The sequence below is a fragment of the Pseudarthrobacter naphthalenicus genome (assembly GCF_029076445.1).
Classification (GTDB): domain Bacteria; phylum Actinomycetota; class Actinomycetes; order Actinomycetales; family Micrococcaceae; genus Arthrobacter; species Arthrobacter naphthalenicus.
The window spans coordinates 33,464-54,161 of sequence record NZ_JARESG010000023.1 but is presented as its reverse complement, the minus strand read 5'-3'; the positions used below and the strand labels follow the sequence as shown (position 1 = coordinate 54,161).

Sequence of the window (20,698 nt, the reverse complement as noted above, 5' to 3'; positions counted from 1 at the left end):
GGGCCCGCCCGAACAGATCCCTGCCACGGCAGAGTAAACAAACCGGCTGGTCAGAGTCGTTTTTACGCCTGAACACGCCGTTATCAAGAGTGGACGTATTCGCAGAAAATGCGAACAACCTTTTTACGACTTGACATAATATTTATTATCGGCCCTTTAAATCAGGTAGGGGAGAACCGTAAAAGTGGCTCCTTCCTGCCTGCTATTCATGGAGTTTTCGGCGGCAGCCCCGGCGTCAGAACAACGTAGCCAGTGTCCGATTGACATCGGCAAGGTCCAGAAAAGCCGGGTCAAAACGTTCAGTAGAGCCGGTCATATCGGCCGCCCAAGCAGAGTATCCCGCCTGGTCAGGATGAGACGGATCGGCCAAGGCGTCCATGATGTCCTCGTACCCCGGCAACCCGCCCGAGTCTTCGAGCGGGCCGCGTCGCGCCGTCGAGCAGCCGGGCCGGCGGCGCCCCTTCGTCGGCCGGCCGTCGGGACACCAGTTCAAGCCGGTGAAGCCAGCTGTCGCCGAAGTCGTATTCGTAAAAGGCCACGGCGGAGCCCAGCGCGAACAGCTGCTCGAGGGAGAGATCCTCCTCAGGTCTGTCGTCCGGATCAAGGCACTCCTGTTTCGGGAGCCACTGCAGGTCATCGGGAATCTCGCCGTGGACAGCCCGCAGCCGCACAAAAGGCTCCAGGGCTGTGTACCTGTGCAGGTGCATGTCCTCCCAGCCAAAGGCCGTCTGCAGGACCCGGTGGACTTGATCCAGGGTCATGGTGCTTCGGATCTCGAGCTGGCGCCAAATCTCAGGGTCGCTGTCGACCAGCTCCACGCGGACCTCAAGGATCGAGTCCTGGGCACCCTCGTCCCAGCTTCAAATTTGTCCATGCCACCCATTTTTACAGGCCTCATGGCCCTACTAGTTCGACGGAGGTAACCTCTCCCCCGGCGCGCCCATAGCTTGACGAAATCTCCATTATCGCTAAAAGTCCGGCTAGTCACCGGCCAGAGTTGCTTTCGGCGTTGGTCGAGGAAGCTGACAAGACGCACGAGATCATTCAGATCACCCGGCACGGGCATCCGTCTGCCGTGTTAATGTCTGCCGATGACCTAGAGTCGCTGCAGGAAACGATCCATTGGCTGTCGCAGCCCGGGATCCGTGAGGACCTGGAACAGGCCCGGCGGGATATCGCGACCGGCGAGACTGTCAGCGGTGACGAGCTGCGTCGTGAGTTCGGGCTCCCGCCGAGGTGAATGAAGTCCCGTCGGCCGTTGCAGGGCCATGGAAAGTTGAAGTTACCAGCCCGGCGCTAAAAGGATTCCGGCGGTTGCCGGAGAAGGCTGCCGCCGCGATCGTCGAGTTCGCCACCGGCGTCCTGGCCGACAATCCCTACCGGCTCAGCAAACCATTGACCAACGAACTGCTGGGCCTGCGCACGGCCCGGCGGGGTGACTACCGGGTCCTCTTCACCCTCGACGTCGAAGTTCATGTTCTCTACGTGCACCGCATCGAGCACCGTTCAGACGTCTACAAACCGCGCTGATGCTGAGACCGGCGCGAGTTTCGTGTCAGGCGTCCTTGGAAGGTGTCCGCCCGGCCTTCAGGTGCACACTCCTTTCCCGATGCAGCGCTCCGAGCCTGGTGGCCAGCAAGCGGTTAATGGCCTCGAGGTCCAGAAAGGCAGGGTCAAAGGGCTCCGTTGACCCGGTTGCCTCTGCCACCCACACCGAGTATTCAGCGTGGTCCGGATGAGACGTGTCAGCCAAGGCGTCCATAATCTGCTCGTACCCCGGCAACCCTCCGGAGTCTTCCAGAGGTCCCCGCCGGGTGCCGTCGACAGTCGCGCCGGTGGACTGTCTTCATCCGCTGGCCGGCGGGAAACCAGTTCGAGCCCGTGAAGCCAACTGTCACCAAAGTCGTACTCGTAGAATGCTCCGCCTGAACCCAGCGCCAGCAGCTGATCCAGGGAGCAATCCTCCTCATCCCTGTCTACCGGGTCTTCGCACTCCTGCCCCGGGAAGCCACTGCAGGATATCCGGAAATTTGCAGTCAACGGGCCGCAGCAGCGCGAACGGACCACTTGGTGTGAACCTCTGCAGGGTGCGCATCCTCCCAGCCAAAGGCTGCCTGAAGCACCTGGTGTACCTGATCAAGAGTCATGGAGCTCCGAATCTCGAGCGAACGCCAGATCTCAGGCTCGCTGTCGACCAGCCCCACGCGCACGGCCGGAATCGTCTCCGCGCCAGCCTCCCGGGCGCCCTACCGAGGTTTGTCCACGCGGTCTATTCTTACAAGCCCTCTGTCGTCTTCGGCCATGTCAGAGTCGTCTCCCCTGTCCTAAACGTAGCTTTAGGACAGGCCGGATATCGGCGTTTAGTTCACATTCAGAAGAAACTGAGCTTCAGGCAGAGCCAGACTGCAGTCGCACTGTAGCCGCGTTTACCGGCAGCCCTGTCAGTCGCGTTTGATACGGTGCCTTCATCGGCTACGTCTGGGGGTGATTAATATGGCTGAACGAAATTCTTACCATGTGGTGCCGGGTGATGACGGGTGGAAGGCTGAGCGGGAAGGTTCCTCTCGTGCTTCCTCTGTTCACGACACTCAGGCTGGGGCAATTGATGCTGCTCGCGGTTACCTCTCCCGCTCTGGCGGTGGTGAGTTGAATGTCCATGGCAAGGACAACAAGATCAGGGCGAAGGACACGATTGCTCCTGGTAACGATCCCCGGAACACTCCAGGCTAAGCCGGATCTGCTGGTGACATTGGACGTACCTCGCCGACCCGGGAACGTCGGCGGGGTACGTCTGGCCATTCCAGCCACGCAGAGGTACTTGGTGAACTGGAAGCGGGCCGTGCTCCCGAACGCATTTGCCCTTCAGGTCAGTTAGCGAACAATTTGGGGGCAGCGCGGATCCCTCTCAGGCTTTGGTGGACGAAATCGCTGTTATCGGCTACCGGCCCGAACGCTCATTAGACGCGAGAATTCCGCATCTTCTTAGTCCGGGAATCCCATGATCCCGGCCTGTGGAGCGTGGATTAGTGGATAACCGTTCGACCTACACCCTCGGAAGGTATCCTGCAGCGCACTGCGGAGGGATTCTTCTTATTGGCAGCAGGGGAACTGCGCCCTGATGGCCGCAAGCTCCTTTCAGCGGTAGACAATTCGGCTTCACTTCAGGCGAAACCGGGACAAAAGACGCATACCGCCTCGGTGGTTTACCCCGCATGCCGTCTCGGCCGAACAACCGGGGATGCTTGCCAAACCGATACTAAGCATGCTTATGGTACGCATGGCGGTACCGGCTACGGGATCCAGATTTGCGTGCGGGTCCCGGACTGCCTCGACTTTTCTGCCGGCAAGTAACTCAAGTACCAACCAGGTCCGGAAATCGGCCCCGGCAAAGCACGGAGAAAGAGGACATCACATGTACCTGCATACTCAGCTTTTGATCAACGAAATCGCCGCCGATGAGCCGGACCCGGCAGCCGCGAACGCCTTGCAGGAAGGCCTGGGCGGCCAGTTCGGTGAAATGCGCACCATGATGCAGTACCTGTTCCAGAGCATGAACTTCCGCGGGGACCCGGCCTCCAAGCCCTACAAGGACCTCCTCCAGGGCGTGGGGACCGAAGAAATCAGCCACGTGGAACTCATCGGTACCACCATTGCCCAGCTCCTCGACGGGTCTCCACGCTATCAGGGGAAAAAGACCGATCCCGTGGACGAGCCCGGGGCCAAAGGCGCAACGCCGCTGAAGATTGCGCTGGACACCAGCAATATCCACCACTACCTGGTAGGCGCGCAGGGCGCGCTGCCCGTGGACGCCGCGGGCAACCCGTGGAGCGGATCCTACGTGTACAACAGCGGGAACCTGGTCCTGGACCTCCTCTACAACCTGATGCTTGAATCCACCGGACGCCTGCAGAAATGCAGGATCTACGAGATGACGGACAACAAGACGGCCCGCTCCACCATTGCCTACCTGATCGTCAGGGACCAAGCGCACGAGAATGCGTTTGCCAAAGCACTGGAAAGCCTGGGCGTGAACTGGGGCAAGGTCCTGCCCATTCCCAAGACCAACGCCGAGCAGTTCCCCGAAGTAAAGAAGCTGCTGGACCTGGGACTGCAGAGCGTCCAGTACACCTTCAGCGCAGATAATCTCAGCGAAGCCGGAAAACTCTACCGGGGCGCTTCCCCCTCAAATGACGGCACTGAGCTCACTACCGATGTTATGCCCGACGGGTTCCCCATGGGCATGTCCCCGGAACGAAAGGAAGAGTTCGCCCCAGGACTGGACCCGGAATTGCTCGCCCTTATTCAGGCCACAGCCGAAGTCGAACTCAAAGACGCGGACAACCCGACAGCGACCACGAGCTAGACCCCGCGGCCGCCGGCCCGCAAAACCCCCGTGCGGGCCGGCCATTGCTCTCGCCTTGTGCTGGCTTCGCGGCCAGTGAGACGAACGTGGGGGCCGCCGTTGTCATCGGCGCCATTGCCCATCGCGTCGTCACCCTCTTCGAAGACACAGCCTCAGCAGGCGACCGGGTTCGCGAGCCCCCGACCCGCCTCGCTGAGCGTGCCCGCCCTCATCATCATCACCTCATTACCGCGCTGGGCTTATTCCTCACCAAACCAACGCGCAGATGGCCCTCTACGAGCGTACGTCCGCAGCGACGCAACCCGGGCATCACGTCGCAGCACCTTGGTGCTGCTGCACCGCACGATCCGGTTTTTCGAAGCAGTCCGCGGTGGACGTCGTGACACCCACGTTACGTATGACGGCGGTCAACGCCGATGACACCGCAGAAGACATTGTCGCTCGCGCCACCACCACCGGCCATTCCCGTCATCTGACACTGAACGCAGTAGCTATGGCAGTCTTGGGCCTTTTGGAGGTCGAAGCCTCCAACGCCTACACGCTGGACGGGGTGGCGAACATTGTGGAGCAGTCCACCCGCGACGGGATGCTCACGGATACCAGCGGAACCCTGACCGCAGCCTTCGAGTTCGCGGCCAAACAGCTATAGCTTGGGGTGTGTCCGTCAACCTTGGATCTATGGTTGGCGCTTATTTGGTTCTTCCGTCGAAACTGATGGTGAAGGCATTCAGTACGGCTTCCACCGTGAGGCCCATTAGTGGCCTGCTTCTTGCCGGTCGGGTCCAGTGTCGGGTCGTCAGGTACAGGCATTTCAGGGCCGCCTGCTCGGTGGGAAATGTGTCCCCGGGCCCGAACGCCCCGCCTGTAGTGGGCGTTGATGAATTCATGGCGTTGGCTGCAGATGACCCGCCGGATTTTTATGTCGTAGTCCAGGAACGGCACGAACTCGCTCCAGGCGTTCTCCTACAGCCGGGTGGTCGCCGGGTAATGCTTGCCCCGCTTGCGCGAGAATTCGACGAAGCGTTCTTTCGCCGCGGCCTCGAAGGGTGCTGTGACCGGGCGGAGATCCCGGACAATTCGTCCCAGTACTGCCGCATGCCGGAAGGTGGTGCGGATCAGGTGCACGATGCCGGGCTGGCCCACCGCGAGGGACCAGACGGTGTTGATGGCCTCGGGAAGGCCCTTGAGCCCATCGCAGACCGTGATGCAGAGGTCCTCGACACCGCGGTTCTTGATTTCGGTCAGCCCGAGAGCCAGAACTTTGTCACTTCACCGCAGTCCCCGGCCCACAGCCCGAGGATGTCGCGTCCACCATCCTTCGAGGGGCGTATATCGACCCAACGGCAACGCGGATCGAGTTCATCTACAGTGATGCCGCCAGTCATGGGTGGAGTGTCATGGATCTTCCCTGCATCTTGACGCTCAACGAGAGCAGTCACCGGATCCACAACCCGCTGACCACGGACAAGGTCGCCGTCCTGGGCGAATCACACCAAATTCCGTTTCATCATGCGCCTGCAACGCGGGACCCTTGATCCCGCGTTGCAGGCGCGCCGTGCTTCTTCGGCCGCTCCAGTTCGGCGCCGCCGCAGCGCCGCTGCGAAAGGCGGGCGTAGTCGTTCTGGCACTGCAATCGGTCCAGGGCGCCACGGACCTTTCATCTATAAAGAGGAATACCAACAAATGGCCTTACCATTATAGTGGTCGGAAGGAGGAGGCTGCATGTCACGTACCGACGATTCTGTATCGCCCAGCGATCCGCGGCGCCTTCGTCGCGATCACCATCTCATACAGTCCGCGAATCTCGGATTCTCGATCGCGCAGGCAATGGCGGCCGTCGCCGTGCCAATCCTGGCCGTGTACGCGGGGCACCCCATCGAGCTGATCGGGATCATTGTCGCGGTCTCTGCGGTGTCGCAGACCGTCGCGCGCCTCGGTTTGGGCTCCCTGTTGAGCCGGCTGCCCACCAAGCACTTCATTGCCGCAGCTACGGTACTGCTGTCGGCATCCTGTTTCCTCCTCGGCTTCAGCACCGAGTTGTGGGCCTTCATCATTGCCCAGCTGCTGCAAGGAGCCGCGCGCGCGTATTTCTGGACCGGAAGCCAGACGCATGTTGTCCGCGCGTCCGAGTCCGCCGTCACCGCACTCTCCCGCCTGAACGTCATTCAGGGCGTAGGCCAGCTGATCGGACCGGCACTCGCGGGCTTCATTGGTGCCTGGTCCCTGCAGATGTCCCTCTTGGCAGCGGGCGCACTCGCGGCGATCGCGCTCGCGCCGGCGATCGCACTCGTCAGATTTGCCCCGTTCCCACAGCGGAGCCGCCACGGCACCGGGCGCCCTCGGCATATCTGGCGTCAGCCAGGTGTCGGCATGGCTGCCAGCATGGCGGCGGTCGCGGGTGCGTGGCGCGGCATCCTCAATTCCTACCTGCCCGTTATCCTGACGGCGGCCGGCCACAGCATTCCCGTCGCCGGCGCGCTGATGACGGTCGCCAATCTCGCGTCCCTTTGCGGCAGTGCGTTCTCGCGCCGCATCCATGCCGCGGGTCCGCGCGTCGCTAACGCGATCGGCACGGCGGGGGCAGGCCTCGGACTTGTGCTTGCGTCGTTGTTCCCGAATCCGATCTGGGTGGTCGCTGTGGGGCTCACCATCTCGGGCCTCGGTGCCGGGATTCTGCAGACGGTTGGTCCGGCATTGGCTGTGGATTCCATCAGCGACGAGGATCGTGGCCGTGCCATCGCATCCATCGGTACGTTCCGGTCAATATCGCTGTTCGTGTCCCCTCTGGCGACCGCAGGGCTCATCCTCATCGTTCCGAGCGCTGCTATCGCCGCGGGGATCGCCGGTATCATCATTTCTACGCCAACCCTGTCTACTCTGATCAGACGCAGAGGCCAGGCGAGGACGTCCCAGGAAGGCACCCATGACCACGACGAAGACTTTGCGAACTGACCGCCCCGTGAGAACGGTTTCCACCGATCTGTTCATCCCGATCGAGGCGCAGCGTTCCTCTCAGACGGTCGCAGACCGGATCCGGACCATGATCCAGGAGGGTGTGATTGCCGTTGGTGATCGCCTGCCATCCGAACGGGACCTGTGCGATCAGCTGGGTGTGAGCCGCGTCACGGTCCGTGAAGCGCTGCGAATCCTTGAGACGAACGGGCTGGTCACCGTCAAGGTCGGCGTGAGCGGCGGTGCGTTCGTCACAGTTCCAACGATCGACGTCGTGCGCGACAGCATAGGCGACCTTCTCGCACTCTCCGCTCTGACAGCGGCAGAGATCACGGAGGCGCGGACGCTTCTCGAACTGAGTGTGGTCGCGCTGGTGTGCGAGCGTGCAACGGATTCAGACATTGCGGAGCTCTACGCCATCTGCGACCGCACCCTCGCCGAGCGCGAGCGAGGCGACTACAACGTTCACACATCCCTGAGCTTCCACCTCCGTGTCGCCGCCGCTGCGCACAACCCCGCGGTCCTCATGCTGCTCACGTCGATCCAACAGCCGATCCTCCGGTCATTGCAGGACGCGGGTCACCACGACACCAGCGGCGTCGAGGAACACCGACGCTTCACCGATGCCATCGCCGCCCGCGACGTCGAGGCCGCGATCACCATCATGCGCGACCATCTCGGACGAACGGCGGCCCGTGTAGTCCGGGCCTAAGGCCCCACACGCCCCAGCCCTTGACAAACAAAGCGATATCAAGGAAGCTCGTTATCACAAATGGTCTAACCATTACGCGGTTGTAAACATTCCCGCGTGAAGATACGTCCCAGGAGTGATCAATGCGGATCGAAGCCAAGAGACATTTATGCCAGAGCTACGGCAACTGCGTAGCCGCCGACCCGGAGCACCTCGACCTCGACGACGAAGGGCTCGTCGTGGTCACTCGGGATTCCGTCGCGGACGGTGAGGTCGCAGCCGTCCAGGCGGGAATCCGCAGCTGCCCCGTGAACGCGCTCGTCCTCGTCGACGGGAAGTGACCGTGCCCACCCCCGCCGCTCCTCCGACGCGCATAGTCATCGTCGGCGGTTCCGTCGCTGGTGCACGCACCGCACAGGCACTACGCTCGCAGGGCTTCTCCGGCGAACTCATCGTCATCGAGCCCGAGGCCGGGGAGGCGTACGACCGCCCGCCACTGTCCAAGGAGTATCTGACCGGCGTCTGGTCCCGCGCGCAGCTCGACCTGATCACCGGTGGCTGGGCGTCCGTGGACGCAACGGTCATCCCGGCGCACGCCACAGCGCTGAATGTGCAGGAACGCCAGATCACGCTCTCCGACGGAGAAGTGATCGGCTACGACGCACTGGTGATCGCAACCGGTCTCTCGCCTCGGCGCCTGGTCGCGGATGACGGTGAACCGATCGGCCACGTTATCGCCACGGCGTCCGACGCTGATGCCCTTCGCGATCAGCTCCGCCATGGGGCCCACGTCGTCGCGGTAGGCGGCGGGTTCATCGCCGCCGAAGCAGCGTCCGTGGCCCGCGAGCTCAGCCTTCCGGTCACGATCATCACCCGCGGCGGCACACTGCTCGAGGGCAGCCTCGGTGCCGTCGTCGGTGCGCACATCGCGGCCACCCACCGCGATCGCGGCGTGGACCTGCGCACGGATGCACGCATCGCCTCGATCGCCCGTGAAGGCAGCGGCGCCGTGATCACACTGGACGGCGGGGAGCGGATCCACGCCGACGTCCTCGTCGCCGGCATCGGATCAGAGCCCAACACCTCCTGGCTCCGGGACTCGGGCATACGGGTCGACACCGGCGTCATCACGGACGCCCGGTGCCGAGCCTTCGGCGCGGCCGGGGTCTACGCCCTGGGGGACGTCGCTCACTTCTACGACGTCCACTCCGCCAAGCTCCGCCGGGTCGGCCACTGGACGAACGCTGCCGACCAGGCGACCGTCGTCGCCCACAACCTCCTGCACCCGCAGGATCCGATCGGATACCGCGAGGCCCCCTACTTCTGGTCGGACCAGTTCGGCGAGAAGATTCAGGTCGCCGGACACCCTGATCAGGACGCCCACGTGGAACTCCTGACACTGGACGGCCCCATCCCGCGTCGGATCGCGATCTACACGCACGGCGATGACGACGGTTGCGGCGCGGTCGTCACCTTCGGCTGGCCCCGCGGCATGGTCGCCGTGCGCCGCCTGATGCCGCTCGAACCGACGACCGCCGAAATGCTCGGCGAGCTCGAGAAACTCGCAGCGGGCGCACGCCTTGTCGCCGCCGTCTGAAGCCGGTCCTTTTCTTCCCGTTCCGTACACGAAAGTGAGTTTTCACGATGACCACAAACATCTGCTCCAGTTCAGAAACCTGTCCCACGTCAGAAACGTGTCCCACTACCGCATCTCAGACCGAGGACCCGCGCCGCGCCCGAGATCTGGTCGACTTGGAAACCGGACAGATCAGCCGCGAGGTCTTCTTCAACCAGGAGATCTTCGATCTCGAAATGCAGAATCTGTTCCCCCGTGCCTGGCTTTTCGTGGGCCATGCCTCGCAGATCCCCAATCCGGGCGACTACTTCTCGTCGTGGATGGGCAGCGACCCGGTCCTGCTCACACGCGACGTGGACGGCGGGATCTACGTGCTGCTGAACTCCTGCCGCCACCGCGGCATGCGTGTGTGCCGTTATGACGAGGGCAACACCATGCAGTTCACCTGCCCCTATCACGCATGGTCCTACTCGATGGACGGCAGCCTGGTTAACGTCCCAGGGGACCTCTTCGGCGTCCCGCACATGAAGGCCGCCTACAGCGGGAAGCTCGAGAAGCAGAACTGGGGCCTTGTGCGCTGCCCTAAGGTCTACAACTACAAGGGCCTCGTCTTCGCCAACTGGGACGAAAACGCGGAGGACTTCCTTGACTACGCCGGCGACTTCCACTGGTGGCTGGACAACCTTGCCGACGCCTTCGATGGCACCCCCGGCGACACCGAGGTCTTCCACGGTGTACTCAAGTGGCGCATCAAGTCGAACTGGAAGTTCGTTTCTGAAAACTTTCTCGGCGACACTTACCACGGCGCATCGACGCACGCCTCGGTCGAGGCCATCGGCATCGGCCCGGGCGGCCGCGGCAAGCGCCGCCACGGCGAACGTCAGGACGAGGGCGGCCACTCGACCGGCCGTATGAAGACCTCGTTCCGCAACGGTCATGGCGCCAGTGACAACCTCGCCTATGAAATCGCCTATCCCCAGTTCGTTGAGCCGGAGATGAACGAGTACTTTGACCAGGCCTGGGCGACCCGCAAGGAGCGCCTGGACGCGGAGGGCCGCCTCCTCGGCGGTCGCGGGCCGGCCACGATGTTCCCGAACATGTCATTCGCGGCCGGCTTCCCGCGGAGCATCCTCGTGGCGCATCCGATCAGCCCCACCGAGACCGAGGTGTGGCGCTGGTTCCTCACCGATAAGAAGGCCCCCGAGCACGTGCGTGAGTGGCTGCGCCAGTACTACATGCGCTATGGCGGCCCTGCGGGCATGACCGAGCAGGACGACATGGAGAACTGGGACTACGCTACCCAGGCGTCCAAGGGCGTTGTCGCCCAGCGGTACCCGTACAACTATCAGCAGGGTCTCGGCACCGAGCAGCTCTCTGAGCTCGATCGTGCGGTGCATTCCAACCACGCGATCTCCGGTGAGGTGAACGCCCGGGCCTTCTACCGCCGCTGGTCGGAGTTCGTCGACAACCTCAGCTGGGACGAGCTCCTCGAGATCGCGAAGTCGGACGACCGGATTGACGCGATTATTCGCCGTCAAGAGGAAGACGCGGTTGCGGAAGCCGCCGCAGGGAAGGTGAACCACTGATGTCGACGCCGGACTACTCGAAGGGACAGGACCGCTGGGCGCTGCTGCAGGAGGTCTCCGAGTTTCTGTTCATCGAAGCGGACCTCCTGGACGAGCGCCGCTATAACGAGTGGCTGGATCTGCTCGCAGACGATTACCAGTACAGCGTTCCGCTGCGTATGAACGTCGAATATGCCGAGGCGGACACCCGCGGCGAGACGAAGGCCGGGTCCGAGGTCTGCTGGTTCGATGAGCCGAAATCTACTGTCGAGCTGCGCGTGATGCAGCTCGCCACCGGCGTGCACTGGGCCGAGGAACCCGTCTCCCGGGTCTCGCACCTGGTGACGAACGTCCGCATCGAGGAAGTTACCTGGCCCGAGGTCAAGCTCTCGAGCCGATTCCTCGTTTACCGTAACCGCGTGGCCGACGAGACCGACTTCTTCGTCGGCCGCCGCAAGGACACCCTCCGCAAGACGGATGACGGGTGGAAGGTCGCTAACCGCTACCTGCTGCTGGACCAGACAGTGCTACTCGCGAAGAACCTTTCCGTCTTCCTCTGATGATGGGCGCCGTCCCAGACGACGGCTCCCTCCCTCGTTCCCGCCCTGCTGAAAGTGCTCTCCCCGGCACCTTCCGCAGGGCGGGAACCTTTTGCTGAGAGAAGACTGCAGTATACGGCTGCCGAAACTCCGTCTCCTCCTGATGTTCAAAGAGCGGCAGTTCCTCCGCTTACCCGACGCCGCGCACGAGCTCGGCGTCTCGGCATCCACCGCCCATCGCTCCCTCGCGATGCTGCGGTCCTACGGCTTCATCCGGCAGGAGCCCGGGGTCCGGACGTGCGTCCCGGGCTCGGTGCTTCTGGACTTGGGCCCGTCTGCCGTGTGGAATATGGATGTTGGCTCGCTGGCACGTCCCATTCTCGCGGATCTGGCCCTAAGACTGGACGAGTCCGTCCACCTCGCCGTCCTCGAAGGCGACAACGTCCGCGACGTGTACAGCGTCGAGGGACCGCGAGCAACTGCGAATAGCGGATCGCGCAGGTCAGGTGTTCCCTGCGCATACCCGCGTCATGGGGGCGCGATGCCTGCAGATCTCCCACCCGACCACCTCGCGGGGACGCTTGCGCGGGCTCGCTGCCCAGGACGTCGATATCGCCGCCCTCGAAGTGCAGCTTGCTCAGATCCGCCAGCTGGGCTGCGCTCAACGCTCGTCCGGATGGCGTCACGTCCTTGGCGATGACCGTCCAGGATCCGCGTGGCGCAACGATCGCCGCGATCAATGCCGCCGGCCCATCGACCCGTATGGCTCAGCAGGGGCAGAAGCAGATCGCTCGCCGGCTTCACCCTGCGGCCGCGCAGTACGCGCTGCGCCCAAATGAATGTCGATGCCCGCCCGGCAGGGGTGCCGGGCGGGCATCGACCGTGTTCACGTAGCGCTCAGCGTACAGCGAGTCCGGCGTGTCCAAGCCGCGCTCGGTGGTAGTTCCAGACGAAGCCGTCGTTGAACGTTGAGCCGAGATCGGGCATCACCGCCATATCAGCTTCCGGGACCTCGTAGCTCACTGTTCCCATCGAGCTCGCGTTCACAAGCATCCGCGCCAGGATCTCCACATTCAGCGCGCGTACGACGGCCTGCTCGACCGTCGCGCCCACCGTCACGATCCCGTGTCCGCGCAGAACCAGCGCCGGTGCCGTGCCGAGGGCGGATGCGACTTCCCGTCCAAGCTCGGCCGTGTTGATCAGTAGGCTGCGCGGATAGGTCGGGATCCCCTCAGCGGCCATGCGCATTGCCGGGATGTTGTACGCGCCGACCACGGGTAGCAGGGCGAGACCGGCGAGGTCGGCCGCGATGACCGCAGGAGCGTGCGCGTGCACCACCGCCTGCGCGTCAGGGCGCGCCGCCAGCACCTCAGCATGGATCGGAAGTTCATTCGGCGCCTGGAATCCCCCCTCAAGCGCGCGCTCGGGGACGACCTCGTGGATGTCCCCCGGCTGGGTGAACAGCAGCCCGCTCTCCTGTGGCCCGCGACAGCGGATCGCGATGCCGGCCTCGGTCCGCAGGCTTACGTGGCCGAGGACATCCTCCGCTAACCCGGCGTGGGCGATAATTCGGCAGGCCTCGGCGAGTAGCTCTCGTGCCGATGCGTCGAACGCCATCAGCTCTCCCGCACGGTCGTACGCAACTGTGTCAGAAGTTCCGTGCTCTCGGGGTAGGGACGCTTCGCGTAGTCTCCTTCCGCGGCGGCTCCGAAGAATTCCGCGGCGGCCGACAGCGTTGCGCTTGTAACACCGAGCGAGTCGGCGAGAGCGGTGGCCAGCTTCATGTCCTTGGCGATCGTCGTTGCGGGCGCATGCTTTGCAACCGCTCGCTTGTTTCCGCTGTAGTACTCAACGACGCCCTTGAACCCGCCGACGACACCGCTTGACCGCTCGAGCGCATCGATCACCTTCGCGACGTCAAGACCAGCCTGCTGGGCGATGACGAGGGCCTCGGCCACAGCGAGATGGGTCGCGTACTTCACGTGCTGGTGCACGAGTTTGGTGGCGAAGCCATCCCCCAGGGCGCCCGCGTAGAGCAGCGTCCCGGCGACGTCCTGCACGATTGACTCCGCGCCGCCGAGTACCCCCGCCTCGCCGCCAATCATGACGGTGAGGTTCGGGGCCGTGCCGGACACCGGCGCATCGACGTAGCGGGCACCGTTGCCAAGCGCCGCGACACGCTGCGCGACGTCCTGCGCGAGTTCCGGGTCTCCCGTCGTCATATCCACGATCAGCGCACCCGCACGAAGCCCGGCAAGCACTCCGGCCTCCTCGTCATAGAGCACCTCACGCACTGCCGTGGGATTCGGCAGGGCAAGGAAAATTACATGGCTCTGTTCTGCGAGTTGGCGGGGACTCACCGACGGAGTGGCCCCGATCATCGCCGTTGTCGCGACGCGATCCGTATGCCGGTCCCATACCGCCACCGAATGGTCGGCCGCGATGAGACTCGCGGCGAGGGCCTTGCCCATCCCTCCGAGTCCGACTACTCCCACGTGATGTGGATCCATAACTTTCACCTTTCATGCACCATTGCCTGGAATGCACCGCTGCCGCAACCTGATTCAGGCATCTTCGTCCCGGGCGGCATCTGCTTCTCGCGGAGCGATATCGCCTCACAAACATATTGGTTAGTCCATTGACATGGCAAGACCAATGGCCATAAGCTCCTGAAGATAAGTTTTCCGGACCGCGAAAACCCCTTGCCCTGCTTTGAGTACGGGCGTTACAGGGATCGACCTGGCAAGGACGCCAGAAAGGAGCGCCAATGCTTGACGCAATCTGGAGCGCGCTCGGCGAGGCCCTCAGCCCGATGTCGCTAATCATGCTGCTTATCGGCGTTGTGATCGGCTTCCTCGTCGGCATCCTCCCGGGCATCGGCGGTGCGGTCACGCTCGCCCTGCTCATCCCCGTGACCTTCGGCATGGATCCGGTGCCGGCCTTCTCGCTTCTGCTGGGCATGTACGTCGTCTCCGCGATCGCCGGCGACTTCACCTCAATCCTGTTCGGGATCCCGGGTGAGCCAACGGCAGCAGCCATGGTGCTCGACGGCTATCCGCTTAATAAGAAGGGGCAGGCCGGGCGCGCGCTTGGCGCCTCCCTGTCCAGCTCGGCGATTGGGTCGATCTTCGGTGCGGTCCTGCTCATGGCGCTGATCCCGGTGATGCGGCCGCTCATCTTGAGCATCAGCGCGCCCGAACTGTTCGCCGCGGCCGTGCTCGGCCTGACGTTCATCGCGTCGCTCTCCGGCGGTATCATCCACAAGGGCCTGGTCATGGCCACGATCGGCGTGCTCCTCTCGCTCGTCGGGCTCGATCCGAACCTCGGCATCGAGCGGTACACCTTCGGAAGCCTGCACCTCTGGGAGGGCATCGGCATTGTCCCCGTCGTCGTCGGTCTCCTCGGCGGTGCCGAAGTGCTGCAGTCCATGCTCGACAAAGACGGTGACACCAAGACTGCTGTGCCGCCACACCTTGGCGGCATCCTCGTCGGCGTCAAGGACTCCTTCCGCCACTGGTCGTTGATGCTGCGCACCAGTGCCATCGGTGCCGTCCTGGGAATGATGCCCGGTCTCGGAGGATCGGTGTCCCAGTTCATCGCCTACGGCCACGCCAAGCAAACCTCGAAGCATCCCGAGGAGTTCGGCAACGGTTCGATCGAGGGCGTGATCGCCGCAGGTGCGACCACGACAGCGAAGGACGGGGGCCACCTCGTACCGACGATCGCCTTCGGCGTGCCGTCGGGCGCGAGCATGGCGGTGCTACTCGGCGCGTTCCTGATCCTCGGCCTGAATCCTGGCCCCGAGATGCTGGGCGAGCACCTCAACGTCACGCTCTCGCTCGTGTGGATCATTGTGCTGAGCACGATCGCGGCTGTCATCCTCGGCTACCTTCTGATCCGCCCCCTTGCCAAGCTCACCTCGGTGACCGGAAGGCTGCTCGTACCGTTTCTCATCACGATGCTCACCATCGGCGCATTCTCGAACACCAGCTCGCTCGACGACGTCTGGATCATGCTAGTCTTCCTCGCCATCGGCGTGATGTGCAGCCGCTTCAAGTGGCCCCGCATCCCGCTGCTGCTTGGCCTGGTGCTCGGCGAAATCCTCGAGCGGTACTTCACCGTCAGCTACGCGCTGTTCCAGTTCAACTGGCTCAGCCGGCCCGGCGTGATCGTCATCGAGATCATCATCGCCGGCATGATTCTGTTCACCGCGGTCCGCACCGCTCGCAAAAAGCGCGCCGATAAGCGCGAGCTCCTGGCCACCGGAGGTCTCGTATGAGCACCGAAATGATCCACTCCATCGACGGCGACGGCGAGGGCGGCTCGCGGGGGCGCCACGTGCACAAGCCCGATCTGATCATCACATCCGTGCTGCTCGTCGTGTTCGTCGCGGCGTTCCTGATGGCCACGGGCTGGAGGGACCTCGCCGCCTACTTCCCTCTCGGCGTCAGCGGCGTGGGTGTGGTTGCCAGCGCCTCCCTACTCTTACGGGTGCTGTTCTTCCCGCCCAAGCCGGCCGCCCCGAAGACCAACGTGCCCGAGGCCGCCAAGTCGGTGGCCGAGCAGGAGTACGAGTTCTTCAAGAACCTCTCGACGCGGGACTGGGTCACCTCGCTCGGCTGGCTCGGCGGCTTCTTTGTCGCACTGTCGGTCTTCGGTATCTACCTCGCCATGGTCGCCTTCACCGTAGGTTACCTGCGCTTCCAAACCGCCAAGTCGTGGTGGTTCGCCGCCATCTACGCGGCCCTGCTCGGCGGCGTCATCTACGTGGTCTTCGCGATCGCCCTCAAACTGCCGCTGCCGGGCGGGCTGCTCGGCCTCGCCTGATCGCCCGTTCCCCTACTCTCCTTCCCGCGTCACCGCCCGGCCGCCTATGGTCCGGGCGCACCAAAATCGAAAGGACCCGTCCCAATGCGTAAGCTCGCACTCGGCCTCGCTGCCCTCGCCCTCGCCGGCGGCGCACTAACAGGCTGCTCGTCGGCAGGTGCCACCGGCGCGTCAACCTCCCCGGAGGACGCCGCGGCCAAACTGAAAAACCAGACGATCACGCTGGTCGTCCCGTTCGACCCGGGCGGGGGCTACGACGCCTACGCCCGCATGCTGGCCCCGAAGCTTGCCGACGAGCTCGGCGCCACAGTAATTGTCGAGAACAAGCCCGGCGCGGGCGGCATCCTCGCCACGAACGAGTCCGTGCACGCCAAGCCGGACGGGAAAACCCTCGTGCTGCTGAACGGCCCCGGCCACCTCGGTGCTGCGATCGCTAAGACCAACGGCGTCCGGTACGACGCGAAGACAATGAGTTACATCGGCCAAATCAGCTCCGAACCCGACGTGCTCGCCACCAGCAAGTCCTCCAGCATCGCGTCAGTGGACGACATCTCCGGCAAACGCTTCGCGGCCACCGGCCCCGGCTCAAACGAGTACATCGACGCCGTAGTCCTGAACCAGCTCCTTGGCATGGACAACCAGGTCGTGACCGGTTTCAAGTCCAGCAACGAGGCCAGCCTCAACGTTATCCAGGGCAACGTCGAGCTGCATTCGCGCTCGTTCGGCAGCCAGCAGCCAGGTATCAATGCCGGCGATCTTAAACCGATCCTCGTCATCGGCGAGAACACCGGCGAGAAGGAGATCAAGGATGTCGACAACCTCCTCGACGTGGTGAAGGGCGACCAGAAGGAACTCGCAACGCTGCACACGAAGCTCATTTCCAGCGGCCGCCTCCTCGCGGCCCCCCCAGGAATGGACCCGGGCACGCTGCAGACAATCCGCGACGCCTTCGAGAAGGTCATGACCGACAAGGCCTTCATCAAGGCTGCCGCCGACACCAAGCGGCCGGTCCACTATACGAGCGGCGACGACGTGCAGAAGCTCGTCAACGACGTGATGGGCTCACCACAGGAGTACGTCGACCTCATCACGAAGGCCTACACGGGCTGACCACCGACGTTCAACAGGGTGTGTCCCAGAAACCCTCCTGGGACACACCCCGTCTTTGCGTCAGGACCGAGGTAAGGCCGACCCGGATGCCGGCGAGATGACCTTTGCCCGGAAGAGCGTGCGCGCCATGCGCGCGAAACGATCGATAACGAGCGGCAAGGGCAAGCCCGATTGGCTACGGACGTTCTCCGCCGACACCGGATCGGTCCCCACGCAATCACCCGCATCCATTGCATAATCGACGATGCCCTGCGCGAGGATGACGCCGTCCTGCTTGAGGACCGCGCAAGCGCCGACCACGCCCATCGGTGTCCAAATCGTTCCGCCTGCCTGCAGGCTCACCTGCATTCCCAGCTGGCGCAACGAGGCGAGCACCCATTCGGACGCGGCTTCGAGCGCGTCCTCCGTTCCGCTGATCCCGAGCGTTTCCCTGGTGGCGATGGTCGACCAAAGGATGACCGCGGGGCCGGCAGCGAGCCACTGCCCACCGGGCGTGGGGCGCGCAACAACGGGCACGTCCTCTCGCGGCGCTGTGCGAGATGCTTCCTCCGTGACCAGCACGACGGTCCGGTCCGGCTGCCAGAGACGCATCACCGCCTCCCGTCGTCCCGCAGAGACGTCCGAAACGAGGCGGAGGTCGCGGGCGACGCCATCGAGGGGAGCTCGCGGCTCCGGCTCCACGTGAAGCTCCCAGCACGGACGCATGCTTCCATCATACGGGGCCTGGTTCGGACGAACGGGCGGCGGAAGTCAGTGACAATCTCAATGAACGGTCGAAACACTACCGGATCCTCGGCTCCCCCGATCCTTGGTCCCCGTCATGTCCAAGTTTTCCGACCCGTTCGCTGGGGAAGGGGCCAACCCAGGCGTGTGAAGCGTTCCCCGATCGCCGGCGAGCCGGTCTTCTAGGACGACCGCGGTCCAGTCCGATACTTGGACGAGGGACTATCGGGCCTGGAGGGTGAGCCCTGCGGGCTTTCGAACCACTACCGTTTGCTGGCCCCTGACCATTCCTTTGCAGCCACATCACCGCCTTTGATTGTCGGCGCTTGAACACCCACCGTCCCGTTGTCGCAACGGCAGAGCGGGCATCGAAGCCATTAGAACGACATCAGGGGGCGATCAAAGAACAAAGGCCCAGCGATGCCCTCTGCTCTACAGAACTTTTATCTGGACAGCAGTAAAGTGATGTGTTTCACTTGAACAACCACGGATCTGACACGAAGATGAGGGAGAGCCGAATGAGTTTTGAACCAATGGGACGCCGCGGATTTATCAAGATCACAGCGGCAGCTGGCGGGACGTTATTTCTGGGAGGCCTCACGGGGTGCGGCCAGGACAGCGGCGGTGGAGGTAAGAAGGGATATTCCGGCGACGTTGCTATTACTGGTCTGGCCAGTCTTATTCATTCCGCCCCCTTCTTTATCGCCCAGGCGGAGGGCTACTACGAGGAAGAGGGGCTGACCCTTGAGCATATTCAGTTCCCAGGGGGGCTTGACACTGTTCGAGGAATCGAATCGGGCATAGGTTTCGGTACGTCGTCCACTATTCCGGTGTTTATCGCGGCCGAGAAGGGCATGGACGTAAAAATCTTCGGCAATGTTTATACGGCGGCTTCTGTTGACTTCATTGCGTTGCCCGACTCTCCCGTCACTTCCATTGAGGATGTCAGGGGCAAGAAAGTGGCAGTCAGCACGCCAGGATCAAACTCCTCGTATTTCGCAGACCGCACGCTGCGGGCCGCTGGCATCATCCCGGGCAAGGACGTTGAACTTATCAGCGTCGGCTCAGCGAGCGATTCGTGGACCGCCGTCTCCCAGAAAGTTGTTGACGTAGCGTGGACGGCTTCGCCGCTTTCCGAGAAAATCGCCTCTGAAAGCGGAGCGAAGGTGATCTGGCGTTCCCGCGACTACGTAACGGACTGGTCGGACACCTGCCTCGTGGCGACAGGATCCTTCATCGATGAAAATACCGAGGCGTTGAAGGGCTGGGGCCGTGCGCTCAAGAAGGCGATGGACCTGATTACCAACGACCTCGAAAAGGCCGCCGACGCCTACGGGAAGGCAATCAAATACGAGCCCAAGGTGGCTCTTGAGGCGCTGAAGAACTCGCAGAACTTCTACAGCCTGGACTTCACCGATGCCCAGCTGGCCGCCGTCGTCGCCGCCGGTAAAGAACAAGGCCAGATCACCAAAGAACCGGACATGAACGCCATCGTTATGAGGAACTTCCTTTCATGAGCCAGATATCCCCGATCGATTCAGTAGGACACGACAGTGACGTCGTTTTCGACAATATCGGAATGACTTTCGGTACCGCGACGGGAGTCACCCACGCAGTCGCTAACGTTTCGGGTGCCATACCGGAAGGCAAATTCGTTTCCGTTATCGGCCCGAGCGGCTGCGGAAAAAGCACTTTGCTTGACATGGTCGGCGGCCTGCTGAAGCCTACGCAGGGTTCGGTCAGCATCAACGGTGAAAGCGTGACCGGCCCCCGGCGGGACACTGCCATGGTGTTTCAAGAGGACTCCACCCTGCACTGGCGCACGGTACTGGACAATGTTGCCTTCGGCCTCGAGGTCAAAGGCGTTCCGAAAGCTGAGCGCCATGAGAGAGCGCGCCGAATGATTGAACTTGTCGGGCTCACCGGTTTCGAGGACCACCGCCCCGCCCAGCTTTCCGGAGGAATGAAGCAACGTGTTGCGATCGCACGGGCATTGGCCATGGAGCCGCGCGTCCTGCTCATGGATGAACCTTTTGGCGCCTTGGACCAGCAGACCCGGCAGTTCATCGGCCGGGAACTGCTCCGTATCTGGGAAAAGACACGCAATAGAGTCCTTTTCATCACCCACGATATCCAGGAAGCCGTGTACCTTTCCGACGAGGTTTGGGTCATGTCAGCCAGGCCCTCCGTTGTCAAAGAGGTGGTAACCATTGATCTGCCCCGGCCCCGACCGGAGGGAACCCACGCGTTGCCAAGGTTCCGTGAGTTGGAAGACCACCTCTGGGCGCTGGTAAAGGTTGAGGCGGAGAAAACGTTGGGACCAGGGGCGCGGCTGGCGTGAGCGTTCTGGAG

At 63.1% G+C, this 20,698-nt stretch carries 23 protein-coding genes and 2 pseudogenes; 17 read left to right on the top strand and 8 right to left on the bottom strand.

Translation table 11 applies throughout. From position 1 onward, the window contains the following. Window positions 1–235 precede the first annotated feature (235 nt). Both PY310_RS18230 and PY310_RS18225 read right to left on the bottom strand, forming a co-directional pair. Window positions 236–400, bottom strand: coding sequence for a hypothetical protein (locus PY310_RS18230; RefSeq protein ID WP_275215890.1), 165 nt, complete (start codon window positions 398–400; stop codon window positions 236–238). Further along, the gene (locus PY310_RS18225; protein WP_275215888.1) at window positions 348–818 is read right to left on the bottom strand and encodes a plasmid pRiA4b ORF-3 family protein; all 471 of its coding nucleotides are present in this window, start codon (window positions 816–818) and stop codon (window positions 348–350) included. The genes PY310_RS18230 and PY310_RS18225 overlap by 53 nt, the downstream gene beginning before the upstream one ends. Window positions 819–1,009: 191 nt before the next feature. Here PY310_RS18225 and PY310_RS18220 point away from each other — a divergent pair, with 191 nt between their 5' ends. Both PY310_RS18220 and PY310_RS18215 read left to right on the top strand, forming a co-directional pair. Beyond that, window positions 1,010–1,240 carry a type II toxin-antitoxin system Phd/YefM family antitoxin gene (locus PY310_RS18220; RefSeq protein ID WP_275215887.1) on the top strand — a complete coding sequence of 77 codons (231 nt, stop codon included), beginning with the start codon at window positions 1,010–1,012 and terminating at the stop codon, window positions 1,238–1,240. After that, window positions 1,237–1,530, top strand: coding sequence for a type II toxin-antitoxin system RelE family toxin (locus PY310_RS18215; RefSeq protein WP_275215885.1), 294 nt, complete (start codon window positions 1,237–1,239; stop codon window positions 1,528–1,530). Before PY310_RS18220 ends, PY310_RS18215 begins: the two co-directional genes overlap by 4 nt. Before the next feature lie 25 nt (window positions 1,531–1,555). On the opposite strand, the pseudogene PY310_RS18210 reads toward PY310_RS18215, so the two are convergent. Both PY310_RS18210 and PY310_RS18205 read right to left on the bottom strand, forming a co-directional pair. Further along, window positions 1,556–2,067, bottom strand: a pseudogene (locus tag PY310_RS18210) (plasmid pRiA4b ORF-3 family protein). Continuing rightward, entirely contained in the window at window positions 2,037–2,204 is a 168-nt protein-coding gene (locus tag PY310_RS18205; protein ID WP_275215884.1) for an IS1096 element passenger TnpR family protein, read from the bottom strand. The pseudogene PY310_RS18210 and the gene PY310_RS18205 overlap by 31 nt, the downstream one beginning before the upstream one ends. Before the next feature lie 289 nt (window positions 2,205–2,493). Between PY310_RS18205 and PY310_RS21590 the strand changes: the two genes are divergently transcribed. The 3 genes from PY310_RS21590 (at window position 2,494) to PY310_RS18195 (ending at window position 5,012) form a co-directional block, all read left to right on the top strand. Next, the gene (locus PY310_RS21590) at window positions 2,494–2,730 is read left to right on the top strand and encodes a DUF2188 domain-containing protein (RefSeq protein WP_342755759.1); all 237 of its coding nucleotides are present in this window, start codon (window positions 2,494–2,496) and stop codon (window positions 2,728–2,730) included. A 682-nt stretch (window positions 2,731–3,412) separates the two neighbouring features. Continuing rightward, the gene (locus tag PY310_RS18200; protein WP_275215883.1) at window positions 3,413–4,363 is read left to right on the top strand and encodes a manganese catalase family protein; all 951 of its coding nucleotides are present in this window, start codon (window positions 3,413–3,415) and stop codon (window positions 4,361–4,363) included. A gap of 370 nt (window positions 4,364–4,733) precedes the next feature. After that, entirely contained in the window at window positions 4,734–5,012 is a 279-nt protein-coding gene (locus tag PY310_RS18195) for a CBS domain-containing protein (protein WP_275215881.1), read from the top strand. Window positions 5,013–5,052: 40 nt separating this feature from the next. Here PY310_RS18195 and PY310_RS21690 read toward each other — a convergent pair. Further along, window positions 5,053–5,703 (bottom strand): annotated as a pseudogene (locus tag PY310_RS21690) (transposase); the annotation flags it as partial. A gap of 382 nt (window positions 5,704–6,085) precedes the next feature. On the opposite strand from PY310_RS21690, the gene PY310_RS18185 reads away from it, so the two are divergent. From PY310_RS18185 to PY310_RS18155, 7 genes are all read left to right on the top strand, one after another. Next, complete coding sequence (locus PY310_RS18185) at window positions 6,086–7,315, top strand: MFS transporter (protein WP_275215880.1); 1,230 nt, start codon at window positions 6,086–6,088, stop codon at window positions 7,313–7,315. Between the two features lie 7 nt (window positions 7,316–7,322). Further along, window positions 7,323–8,027: a FadR/GntR family transcriptional regulator gene (locus PY310_RS18180; RefSeq protein ID WP_275215879.1), complete on the top strand. Its 705-nt coding sequence runs from the start codon at window positions 7,323–7,325 to the stop codon at window positions 8,025–8,027. 122 nt (window positions 8,028–8,149) lie between these two features. After that, window positions 8,150–8,347, top strand: a complete 198-nt coding sequence (locus PY310_RS18175) for a ferredoxin (protein WP_275215878.1) — start codon at window positions 8,150–8,152, stop codon at window positions 8,345–8,347. A gap of 2 nt (window positions 8,348–8,349) precedes the next feature. Further along, window positions 8,350–9,603 carry an NAD(P)/FAD-dependent oxidoreductase gene (locus PY310_RS18170; RefSeq protein WP_275215876.1) on the top strand — a complete coding sequence of 418 codons (1,254 nt, stop codon included), beginning with the start codon at window positions 8,350–8,352 and terminating at the stop codon, window positions 9,601–9,603. 155 nt (window positions 9,604–9,758) lie between these two features. After that, on the top strand, window positions 9,759–11,168 hold the full coding sequence (locus tag PY310_RS18165; RefSeq protein ID WP_275215874.1) for an aromatic ring-hydroxylating oxygenase subunit alpha: 1,410 nt from the start codon (window positions 9,759–9,761) through the stop codon (window positions 11,166–11,168). After that, window positions 11,168–11,707 (top strand): 3-phenylpropionate/cinnamic acid dioxygenase subunit beta, encoded by a 540-nt coding sequence (locus PY310_RS18160; protein WP_011689767.1) that lies wholly within the window; start codon window positions 11,168–11,170, stop codon window positions 11,705–11,707. The genes PY310_RS18165 and PY310_RS18160 overlap by 1 nt, the downstream gene beginning before the upstream one ends. A 91-nt stretch (window positions 11,708–11,798) precedes the next feature. Continuing rightward, window positions 11,799–12,386 (top strand): helix-turn-helix domain-containing protein, encoded by a 588-nt coding sequence (locus PY310_RS18155; protein ID WP_275215873.1) that lies wholly within the window; start codon window positions 11,799–11,801, stop codon window positions 12,384–12,386. A 197-nt stretch (window positions 12,387–12,583) separates the two neighbouring features. Here PY310_RS18155 and phtC read toward each other — a convergent pair whose 3' ends face one another. Next, the gene (phtC, locus tag PY310_RS18150; protein WP_275215872.1) at window positions 12,584–13,303 is read right to left on the bottom strand and encodes a 3,4-dihydroxyphthalate decarboxylase; all 720 of its coding nucleotides are present in this window, start codon (window positions 13,301–13,303) and stop codon (window positions 12,584–12,586) included. After that, the gene (locus PY310_RS18145) at window positions 13,303–14,196 is read right to left on the bottom strand and encodes an NAD(P)-dependent oxidoreductase (protein ID WP_275215871.1); all 894 of its coding nucleotides are present in this window, start codon (window positions 14,194–14,196) and stop codon (window positions 13,303–13,305) included. Before PY310_RS18145 ends, phtC begins: the two co-directional genes overlap by 1 nt. A gap of 257 nt (window positions 14,197–14,453) precedes the next feature. Between PY310_RS18145 and PY310_RS18140 the strand changes: the two genes are divergently transcribed. The 3 genes from PY310_RS18140 to PY310_RS18130 all read left to right on the top strand — a co-directional run bounded on the left by PY310_RS18140 (window position 14,454) and on the right by PY310_RS18130 (window position 17,623). After that, the gene (locus PY310_RS18140; RefSeq protein ID WP_275215870.1) at window positions 14,454–15,965 is read left to right on the top strand and encodes a tripartite tricarboxylate transporter permease; all 1,512 of its coding nucleotides are present in this window, start codon (window positions 14,454–14,456) and stop codon (window positions 15,963–15,965) included. Beyond that, window positions 15,962–16,513, top strand: a complete 552-nt coding sequence (locus PY310_RS18135) for a tripartite tricarboxylate transporter TctB family protein (RefSeq protein WP_275215869.1) — start codon at window positions 15,962–15,964, stop codon at window positions 16,511–16,513. The genes PY310_RS18140 and PY310_RS18135 overlap by 4 nt, the downstream gene beginning before the upstream one ends. Window positions 16,514–16,597: 84 nt before the next feature. Beyond that, a complete protein-coding gene (locus PY310_RS18130) occupies window positions 16,598–17,623 on the top strand; it encodes a Bug family tripartite tricarboxylate transporter substrate binding protein (RefSeq protein ID WP_275215868.1) in 1,026 nt (341 codons plus the stop codon). A gap of 60 nt (window positions 17,624–17,683) precedes the next feature. Here PY310_RS18130 and PY310_RS18125 read toward each other — a convergent pair whose 3' ends face one another. Continuing rightward, window positions 17,684–18,328, bottom strand: a complete 645-nt coding sequence (locus PY310_RS18125) for a lipoyl protein ligase domain-containing protein (protein ID WP_419095521.1) — start codon at window positions 18,326–18,328, stop codon at window positions 17,684–17,686. Between the two features lie 536 nt (window positions 18,329–18,864). Here PY310_RS18125 and PY310_RS18120 point away from each other — a divergent pair. After that, entirely contained in the window at window positions 18,865–19,863 is a 999-nt protein-coding gene (locus PY310_RS18120) for an ABC transporter substrate-binding protein (RefSeq protein WP_275215865.1), read from the top strand. After that, complete coding sequence (locus PY310_RS18115) at window positions 19,860–20,687, top strand: ABC transporter ATP-binding protein (RefSeq protein ID WP_275215864.1); 828 nt, start codon at window positions 19,860–19,862, stop codon at window positions 20,685–20,687. Before PY310_RS18120 ends, PY310_RS18115 begins: the two co-directional genes overlap by 4 nt. Window positions 20,688–20,698 lie beyond the last annotated feature (11 nt).

Bases quoted from the DNA above. Each gene is read 5' to 3' on its own strand.
- PY310_RS21590 (WP_342755759.1), top strand. From the start codon at position 2,494: ATGGCTGAACGAAATTCTTACCATGTGGTGCCGGGTGATGACGGGTGG.
- PY310_RS18200 (WP_275215883.1), top strand. From the start codon at position 3,413: ATGTACCTGCATACTCAGCTTTTGATCAACGAAATCGCCGCCGATGAG.
- PY310_RS18185 (WP_275215880.1), top strand. From the start codon at position 6,086: ATGTCACGTACCGACGATTCTGTATCGCCCAGCGATCCGCGGCGCCTT.
- PY310_RS18175 (WP_275215878.1), top strand. From the start codon at position 8,150: ATGCGGATCGAAGCCAAGAGACATTTATGCCAGAGCTACGGCAACTGC.
- PY310_RS18160 (WP_011689767.1), top strand. From the start codon at position 11,168: ATGTCGACGCCGGACTACTCGAAGGGACAGGACCGCTGGGCGCTGCTG.
- phtC (WP_275215872.1), bottom strand. From the start codon at position 13,303: ATGGCGTTCGACGCATCGGCACGAGAGCTACTCGCCGAGGCCTGCCGA.
- PY310_RS18145 (WP_275215871.1), bottom strand. From the start codon at position 14,196: ATGGATCCACATCACGTGGGAGTAGTCGGACTCGGAGGGATGGGCAAG.
- PY310_RS18140 (WP_275215870.1), top strand. From the start codon at position 14,454: ATGCTTGACGCAATCTGGAGCGCGCTCGGCGAGGCCCTCAGCCCGATG.
- PY310_RS18135 (WP_275215869.1), top strand. From the start codon at position 15,962: ATGAGCACCGAAATGATCCACTCCATCGACGGCGACGGCGAGGGCGGC.
- PY310_RS18130 (WP_275215868.1), top strand. From the start codon at position 16,598: ATGCGTAAGCTCGCACTCGGCCTCGCTGCCCTCGCCCTCGCCGGCGGC.
- PY310_RS18125 (WP_419095521.1), bottom strand. From the start codon at position 18,328: ATGCGTCCGTGCTGGGAGCTTCACGTGGAGCCGGAGCCGCGAGCTCCC.
- PY310_RS18120 (WP_275215865.1), top strand. From the start codon at position 18,865: ATGAGTTTTGAACCAATGGGACGCCGCGGATTTATCAAGATCACAGCG.
- PY310_RS18115 (WP_275215864.1), top strand. From the start codon at position 19,860: ATGAGCCAGATATCCCCGATCGATTCAGTAGGACACGACAGTGACGTC.